The sequence below is a fragment of the Protofrankia sp. Cj3 genome, from assembly GCF_917627355.1.
Lineage (GTDB): Bacteria > Actinomycetota > Actinomycetes > Frankiales > Frankiaceae > Protofrankia.
Genome location: NZ_CAKJTR010000012.1, coordinates 30,448 through 38,443, shown reverse-complemented (window position 1 = coordinate 38,443; position 7,996 = coordinate 30,448). Strand labels below are relative to the sequence as shown.

Annotated in this window: 6 protein-coding genes; 2 read left to right on the top strand and 4 right to left on the bottom strand. The window is 67.4% G+C overall.

All coding sequences use genetic code 11. The features are described 5' to 3' along the window. From MJ783_RS03035 to MJ783_RS03025, 3 genes are all read right to left on the bottom strand, one after another. A partial coding sequence (locus tag MJ783_RS03035; RefSeq protein WP_239308373.1) for an RNA polymerase sigma factor occupies window positions 1–1,175 on the bottom strand: 1,175 nt, incomplete at its 3' end. Window positions 1,176–1,215: 40 nt separating this feature from the next. After that, on the bottom strand, window positions 1,216–3,105 hold the full coding sequence (gene dnaG, locus MJ783_RS03030) for a DNA primase (RefSeq protein ID WP_239308372.1): 1,890 nt from the start codon (window positions 3,103–3,105) through the stop codon (window positions 1,216–1,218). A 253-nt stretch (window positions 3,106–3,358) separates the two neighbouring features. Next, on the bottom strand, window positions 3,359–4,609 hold the full coding sequence (locus MJ783_RS03025; RefSeq protein ID WP_239308371.1) for a deoxyguanosinetriphosphate triphosphohydrolase: 1,251 nt from the start codon (window positions 4,607–4,609) through the stop codon (window positions 3,359–3,361). Window positions 4,610–4,704: 95 nt separating this feature from the next. On the opposite strand from MJ783_RS03025, the gene MJ783_RS03020 reads away from it, so the two are divergent. Beyond that, on the top strand, window positions 4,705–4,860 hold the full coding sequence (locus MJ783_RS03020; protein ID WP_239308370.1) for a hypothetical protein: 156 nt from the start codon (window positions 4,705–4,707) through the stop codon (window positions 4,858–4,860). A 46-nt stretch (window positions 4,861–4,906) separates the two neighbouring features. Next, window positions 4,907–5,446 (top strand): PH domain-containing protein, encoded by a 540-nt coding sequence (locus MJ783_RS03015; protein ID WP_308127769.1) that lies wholly within the window; start codon window positions 4,907–4,909, stop codon window positions 5,444–5,446. Between the two features lie 119 nt (window positions 5,447–5,565). Here MJ783_RS03015 and MJ783_RS03010 read toward each other — a convergent pair whose 3' ends face one another. Beyond that, a complete protein-coding gene (locus tag MJ783_RS03010) occupies window positions 5,566–7,440 on the bottom strand; it encodes a transketolase (RefSeq protein ID WP_239308368.1) in 1,875 nt (624 codons plus the stop codon). Window positions 7,441–7,996 lie beyond the last annotated feature (556 nt).

Genomic DNA, 7,996 nt, shown 5'->3' with positions numbered 1-7,996 from the left:
AGGTAGTCGCGGAGTTTCTGGGAGCGGGACGGGTGGCGGAGCTTGGACAGTGTCTTCGACTCGATCTGCCGGATCCGTTCACGGGTGACCCCGAACTCCCGGCCGACCTCCTCCAGCGTGCGCGGATGCCCGTCGGTCAGCCCGAAGCGCAGCTGAATGACCTTCTTCTCCCGGTCGGAGAGGGTGTGCAGGACCGAGTCAAGCTGCTCCTGCAACAGGATGAAGCTGGCCGCGTCCACCGGTACGACCGCGTCGCAGTCCTCGATGAAGTCACCGAGGTGGGAGTCCTCCTCCTCACCGATCGGAGTCTCCAGCGACACCGGCTCCTGGGAGACCTTGAGGATCTCACGCACCTTGTCGGGTGTGAGGTCCATCTCCTTGGCGATCTCCTCGGGGCTCGGCTCGCGCCCGAGGTCCTGCAGCAGCTGCCGCTGGATGCGGATCAGCTTGTTGATCGTCTCGACCATGTGCACCGGGATGCGGATGGTGCGGGCCTGGTCGGCGATAGCGCGGGTGATCGCCTGGCGGATCCACCAGGTGGCGTAGGTGGAGAACTTGTAGCCCTTGGTGTAGTCGAACTTCTCCACAGCGCGGATCAGACCGAGGTTGCCCTCCTGGATGAGATCCAGGAACAGCATGCCGCGGCCCACATAGCGCTTGGCGATCGACACGACAAGACGCAGGTTCGCCTCTACAAGCTTACGCTTGGCAACCTGGCCATCACGTTCAATCGCCTCAAGATCGCGACGCATCTGCGGAGAGGTCTTGCGGGTGGCTGCCGCGATCTTCTCGGAGGCAAACAGACCAGCCTCGATACGCTTGGCGAGGTCGACCTCCTCCTCCGCGGTCAGCAGCGGAACCTTGCCGATCTCCTTGAGATACATGCGGACCGGATCGGAGGTCGGCGCCTTGAGCGCCAGTTCCTCCTCCTCACGGCGACGCCGGGCGAGCAGGTCGGCCTCGTCGGCGTCCTCTCCACCCGCCTCGAGGATCTCGATGCCCTCGTCGTTGAGGACCTGCAGAACGGCGTCGGTCTGCTCCGGCGGCAGCTCGGCCGCCTGCAATGCGACCGTGACGTCCTCAGTGGTGAGGAAACCGATCTCCTTGCCCCTGGTGATGAGGTCCTTGACCTCGTCCACCTGGGCCTCGCGCGGTAGGACGGCTGGACTGCTCATGGGCGGAATCTCGTCACTTCCTTCTCGGGATCGACCCAGGTTACGCGGCACCCAGGCCCCGTTCCCGGAGTTGGCGCTTGTGCTGTTCCAAGGCGATCAGCTCACCATATGCGTGCTTGAACGTCTCGGCGTCGGTCACGGGGTTGAGCCGCTGCACACGCGACTTCAGCTCCGTGATACGACGGGTCACATGCAACTCCTGTATACGTGACAGCTGCTCATCGACGTACCTGTCGTCGACATCGCGGTCGCAGAACACGGCTTCGACGGCAAGCCCGGTGACCAACCGCCGGAGCTCGTCCTCCCCGGCCGCCGTGGCCACCAGGGAAACCCAGCCCGCGACATCACCAGCCGCTGACAGCCCAGCGTATACACCACCGGCCGTCATCATGGCCGTACGGACAGCGCGATGCGCGGGAACCGTGAACAACTCGGCCGGCAACGTGTCGAAGGCGGGGCCGGCCAGGCCGGGATACTGGAGCGCGACCTTGAGCACCTCCCGTTCGACCGCCACGACCGCGTCATCCGCGGTGGCGTCGCGTGGGCGCAACAGCGCCGGGCGGGCGGAGCCGGCACGGGACGCGGCACCCCCGTTGACACGTGCGGAGTGCTCAGCGACCCGCCGCACCACGAACTCCTCGTCCAGAAAACCAAGCCAGTTGTCAAGGTTAACCGCATAACGGTGCCGCAGGCCCCGGTCTTTCAGCCTGTTAATCAGTGGTGCGGACGCGTCCAGCGCCGCCAGCCGCCCTTCGGTCGTGTCGAGGTTGAACTCGGCCAGCTTCCCGCGGATCGCGAACTCCACCAGCGGGAGACGGCCGGCGACAAGATCACGAACAGCCCCGTCGCCCCGCGCCATCCGCAGATCGCACGGGTCCAGCCCGGACGGTTCGACCGCCACAAAGGTCTGGGTGACGAACCGCTCCTCGAACTCGAAGGCACGGATGGCGGCCTTGCGGCCGGCCTCGTCACCGTCGAACGTGAACACGACCTCACCGCGGTGTTCGCTCTGGTCCATCAGCAGCCGCCGCAACACCGTCACGTGCTCACTGCCGAACGCGGTGCCGCAGGAGGCGACCGCGGTCGGCACGCCGGCGAGATGACAGGCCATCACGTCGGTGTAACCCTCGACGACCACAACCTGATACCGCCGCGCGATCTCACGCCGGGCGAGGTCCGCGCCATAGAGCAGGCTGGCCTTCTTGAACAGCGGGCTCTCAGGGGTGTTGAGGTACTTGGGCCCGGGATCGTCGGCGGCGAGCCGACGGGCGCCGAAGCCGACGACGTCTCCCGCGAGATCACGGATCGGCCACACCAGCCTTCGGTGAAACCTGTCGATCAGTCTCCCGCGGCTGCTCTGTTTCGCCAGGCCGCCGAGGACGAGCTCCGCGGCGGTGAAGTGCCGGCCCATGAGGTGACGGGTCAGGGTGTCCCAGCCCGCTGGCGCATAGCCGACGCCGAACCGCGACGCCGCTTCCTGATCGAAGCCCCGCGCCGCGAGAAACTCCCAGCCTTCACGGGCCTCAGTCGATGCCAGCCGCTCGGTGTAGAACTCCGCCGCCGCCCGGTGTGCGTCAAGGAGCCGCTGGCGCTGGCTGGTGACCACGCGGCTGGTCACCCCACCGCCTTCATAGCTGAGAGTAACCCCAGCACGGCGGGCCAGGCGTTCCACCGCCTCCGGGAACGACAGGGCATCGATCGCCCGGACAAACGCGATCACATCGCCGCCGACGCCACACCCGAAACAGTGATAGGCACCGACCTGTGGACGAACATTGAACGACGGGGTCTTCTCATCGTGAAACGGGCACAGGCCGCGCAGCTGACCACTAGCGACGGGACGCAGCTGCACATAGTCACCGATGATGTCCGCAATCGGTGAGCGGTCACGCACGGCAGCGACGTCTGCGTCGCGGATGCGTCCGGCCACACGTCCCTCCCTGCATCCCGGGCGGGGTACCGGCGTCACACCGGGGCCGCCGCCCCTCAGCTGATGCCACCGGCTTGCCACCGCCCCCGCGGGTCCGCCCTTTCCCCCGTGATGATACTTGTCAGCGCGCCAGAGTGCCGATCTTCCAAGCACGCGGTGCGCAAACAGCAACGGTCATCTCCGCCGGGTACGGCAACGCGGGCCAGGAGCCGCGTCACGGGGCCGGCCGTCACCAGGGCGGCACCACCTGCTGTCACAGGGTCACCGGCCAGGAACGGCCAGTCAGCTGAGCGTGCCGCCGGACGGCGCTCGCGTCCGTCAGACGGGCCACCTGGTCGACGACGACCCGCAGGCGGGCGGCGTCATCGGCGGCGGCGGACCAGGCCGGGCGCAGCAGCGGGTCGAGTGCCTCCGGCGCCCGCACGACGAGCAGCGCGAGCAGCTCCGCGATGACCTCGCGCTGCCGCCGCTGCCGGTCATGCGCGTCGCGGCGGTCCATGACGAAGCGCGCGGTCACCCCTTTGAGCAGGCAGCACTCGGCGACCGTCGTGGCGGGCAGGATCAGGTCCGCGTGGTAGCGGCGGAGCGCACGCTCGCCGTGCAGCCGGCGGGTGGCCGCGACCGCGGCGACGCACAGCCGCGCGATCAGCTCGCTGGTCATCGTCCGCACCGCGCGCAGCGCCGCCGGCGTGCTCACCGGGCCCGCGACCCACCAGGGCTGCCGCCGCAGGCGCTCCAAGGCCTCGTCAAGCGCGGCCTCGGGCGCCGCGGGATAGCGGGCCGCGGTCGAGGCCACGAGATCGGCCCGCTGCCCGGGATCCGCCAGCCGGCCCAGGTCGATCAGACCCGCGACGACACCGTCCTCCAGATCGTGCGCGCTGTACGCAACGTCATCGGCCCAGTCCATGAGCTGCGCCTCCATGCATCGCCGGCCAGCTGGCGCGCCGTCGCGGACCCAGTTGAAAATCGCCATGTCGTCGGCGTAGACACCGAACTTGGGCGTATCGCCCCGCTTCGGCCACGGGTATTTCAGGGCCGCGTCGAGGGTGGCGCGGGTGAGGTTCAGCCCGGCTTCGCGCCCGTGCACATCCACGATCTTGACCTCGAGACGGGTGAGCTCACGCAGGCTCTGGGCGTTGCCCTCGAAACCCCCACAGGCACGGGCAGCGGCGTCAAGCGCGGCCTCGCCGTTGTGACCGAACGGAGGATGCCCGATGTCATGCGCGAGGCAGGCGGCGTCGACCAGGTCCGGATCCGCGCCGAGGGAACGGGCCAGTCCCCGGCCGACCTGCGCGGTCTCCAGCGAATGGGTGAGCCGGGTACGCGGGAAGTCGTCGTCGAGCGGGCCGACGACCTGTGTCTTGCCGGCCAGCCGGCGCAGTGCGCTGGAGTGCAGGACACGCGCGCGGTCCCGCTCGAACCAGGTTCGATCGTCGGGTGTACTCTTCTGACGCTCCTCGCCCCAACGGACCACGTCGGACGCTTCGTACCACTCACCGGCCACGGCGCCGAGCGTATAGGCACGATTTCCACACGTCCGGGGTGCGAAGCGGCGATACTTTGTGGTCAGCCGTCCCAACTTCGGCCCGGAGGCCCGCCGTGGACAAGATCGTCAGATACGGTCTCATCGCGTTTGTCATCTTTTTCGTTGTCACCGCCCCTGAAAGTGCGGCGAGCATCATCAATCGAGCTATCGACGGCCTACAATCTGCTGGACACGGCTTGTCCAACTTCGTGACCGACACAGTTCTGTGACACGGCGCGAACTGCCGGTGCAATCCAGGAGACGGTGGCGGCGACCTTGGTGAGAATCAGGATTCCCGACCCCACTGCCAGGGACGACAAGTACCTCGCCACCCGTGAGCGGCTGGTCATGATGGTCCGCATGCACTGGGCCATCATGCTGCCCATCTTCTTGCAGACGCTGGGCTCCATCGTGCTCGCGGTCCTGCTCACGGTCCTGCTCGACGGGCTGAAAGTCGGCGGGGGCATCGCCTCACTCCCCTGGTGGTTCGCCCTCTTCATGATCTTGCGCATGTTGTGGCGGGTCGCCGACTGGCATGTCGACCACCTGATGATCACTGACAAACGCCTCATGAAGGTCTCGGGCATCTTTTTCCGCAAGGTGCAGACCATGCCGCTGGAAAAAGTGACAGATCTCACCTACAACCGAGACCCAATGGGTCGGCTTCTCGGGTATGGCGAGTTCATCGTTGAATCGGCCGGGCAGGACCAGGCCCTGTCAAAAATCCAGTTTCTGCCCCGGCCGGACCGGCTCTACCTGACGATGTGCGACATGATGTTCGGTGGAGCGCCGGCTCCCAGCAGCTCCGACGACTGACCAGGCAGTACAGGACGAACGAGGCTCCCCCGCTACCTGGATACCGGTAGCGGGGGAGCCTCGTGGTGCTCCAACGCGCCGCGGTGCCGTCGGGAAGACCCAGCGCTGTGGAGTGGAGATCAGCGCAGCAGCGCGCGGGCCGCCGCCGCGATGTGGCTCGCCGAGATTCCCGCCGCGTCCAGCAGCTCGGTCGGTGTGCCCGACCCCGGTAGTTCGCGAACAGCCAGATGGCGCAGACGCACCGGCACATCGGCCGCGGCGAGCGTCTCCAGCACCGCGCTGCCGAGGCCGCCCTCGGGGTAGTGATCCTCGACCACCACGAACCGGCCGTCGGTCGCCCGCGCGGCGGCCACCAGAGCAGCCTCGTCCACCGGCTTGACCGAGTAGAGGTCGATCACCCGTGCTGGGACGCCCTCGCCCGCGAGCATGTCCGCGGCCTCCAGGCAATGGTGCAGGGTGACTCCCGCGCCGATCAGGGTGACGGCATCCGCGTCCGACTGGCGCTGGATCTTCGAACCTCCGACGGTGAAGGACTCGCCCGCCCCGTAGAGCACCGGATAGGCGCCACGAGTCGTACGCAGGTAGCTGACTCCGTCCACATCCGCCATGATCTCAACGAGCTTGGCGGCGCTGGTCGCGTCACTCGGGTACAGCACGGTCGAACCGTGCACCGCCCGCATCATCGCGAGGTCCTCCAGCGCCATCTGCGACGGACCGTCCGCACCGATCTCCACACCCGCGTGCGATCCCGCCAGCCGGATGTTCGCCTGCGAGATCGCGGCCATCCGGATGAAGTCATAGGCGCGCGAGAAGAACGCGGCGAACGTGGAAGCGAATGGAATGTAACCACGTACCGACAGCCCCACCGCCGTGGCGACAAGTTGCTGCTCAGCGATGAACATCTCGAAGAACCGGTCCGGGTGGACCTTGGCGAAGTCCTCGGCATGGGTGGAGTTGCTGACCTCGGCGTCCAGGGCGACCACCGCTGGCCGCGCGCCGAGCGCGGCGAGCGCCTCGCCGTATGCCTTCCGGGGGGCGACCTTCGCGCCGAGAGGGTAGACCGGCAGCTCAACAGCGACCGGCGCGGGTTGCGCCGGCCGCCGGATGGACGCCGACGGCACCGGCCCCCGCACGCGCAGGTTGCGTTCGCCACCGAGTGCGGCGATCGCGCGCTCGGCCATATCGGGCGGCAGGGCCTTGCCGTGCCATCCGTCGGCATCGACGATCTCCGAAAAACCCTCCCCCTTGCGAGTGCGGGCGAACACGACCACCGGCCGGTCGGATTCGGCGGCCTCGGTCAGGACCTTGTCAATCGCGGCGATGTCATGCCCGTCGACGGTGAGCGCCTGGCAGCCGAACGCCTCAGCCCGGCGGGCGTAGGCATCAAGATCCCAGCCGAGCTCGGTCGAACCGCGCTGGCCGAGACGGTTGACATCCACGACCGCTGTCAGATTCGACAGCTGGTAGTAGGCCGCCTTGTCCAAGGCCTCCCAGATCGAGCCCTCAGCCATCTCGCTGTCGCCGCACAGCACCCACACCCGATAGGGAAGCCGGTCAAGAAGCCGGCCGGCGAGTGCCACCCCGACCGCGTCCGGCAGGCCCTGCCCGAGCGAGCCGGTTGCCACGTCAACCCATGGCAGGATCGGCGTCGGGTGGCCCTGCAGGCGGTGACCGAAACGGCGGTATCCGGTCATCAGCTCGTGATCAGAGACCACGCCGACAGCCTTGAACATCGCGTACAGCAGCGGGGATGCGTGCCCTTTGGAGAAGATCAGGTGATCGTTGGCCGGATCGTCCGGCTTGTCCCAGTCATACCGCAGGTGCCGGCCGAGCAGAACCGCCATCACATCCGCGGCTGACATCGACGATGTCGGGTGGCCCGAACCGGCGGATGTCGACGATCGGACCGAGTCGACCCGCAGCTGCTGAGCCAGTTCCCGGATCTGATCAAAATCGGTCGGGTCAATCACGACCTCGGATACGGGAGTTACCACGCCAGCCTCCTAATACGCCTGCGTATCTGTGTATGGGTAGCTGCCGTGCACAGCAGTCCGGCACACCTGACTACATATCCGTGGCTGACCACATGTCATGACTACCTGTCGCGGGCGAGAGTAATCAAGGACAGGCCCGGCTGGCCAGGTCGCAGTCACGATCTGTCGCAGTCACGATGTGTCGTACGTGAGTCCCCGCCACCCCGGCTGGTCGGCTGTTCCTCGACAGCCAGGGCCCTACCCCAGGTCCCACCGCCCCGAACGGTATCAGCGACAGAAGTTCACGACGGTGACGAACAGGCACTCTGCGCGGGACGTTCGCGGAGCGGGGAGTACCTTCGTCCCGGCTGGGCCACGCCTGGTAAGAGCGCCTGGCAACAGGCGTATGGATCAAGAAGCAAGGCTGGTGCGTGGGCAACGCACAGCGACGCGGGCAGTCACCGGAGGTGCTGGATGGCGACCGGCAAGCCGGGGTACCCATCCATCGCGCGGCGATGGATGGGAGCGATGACGCGAGCCGCGTGCCCCCCAGCCCCGCGACGCCGCGTCCCCTGTT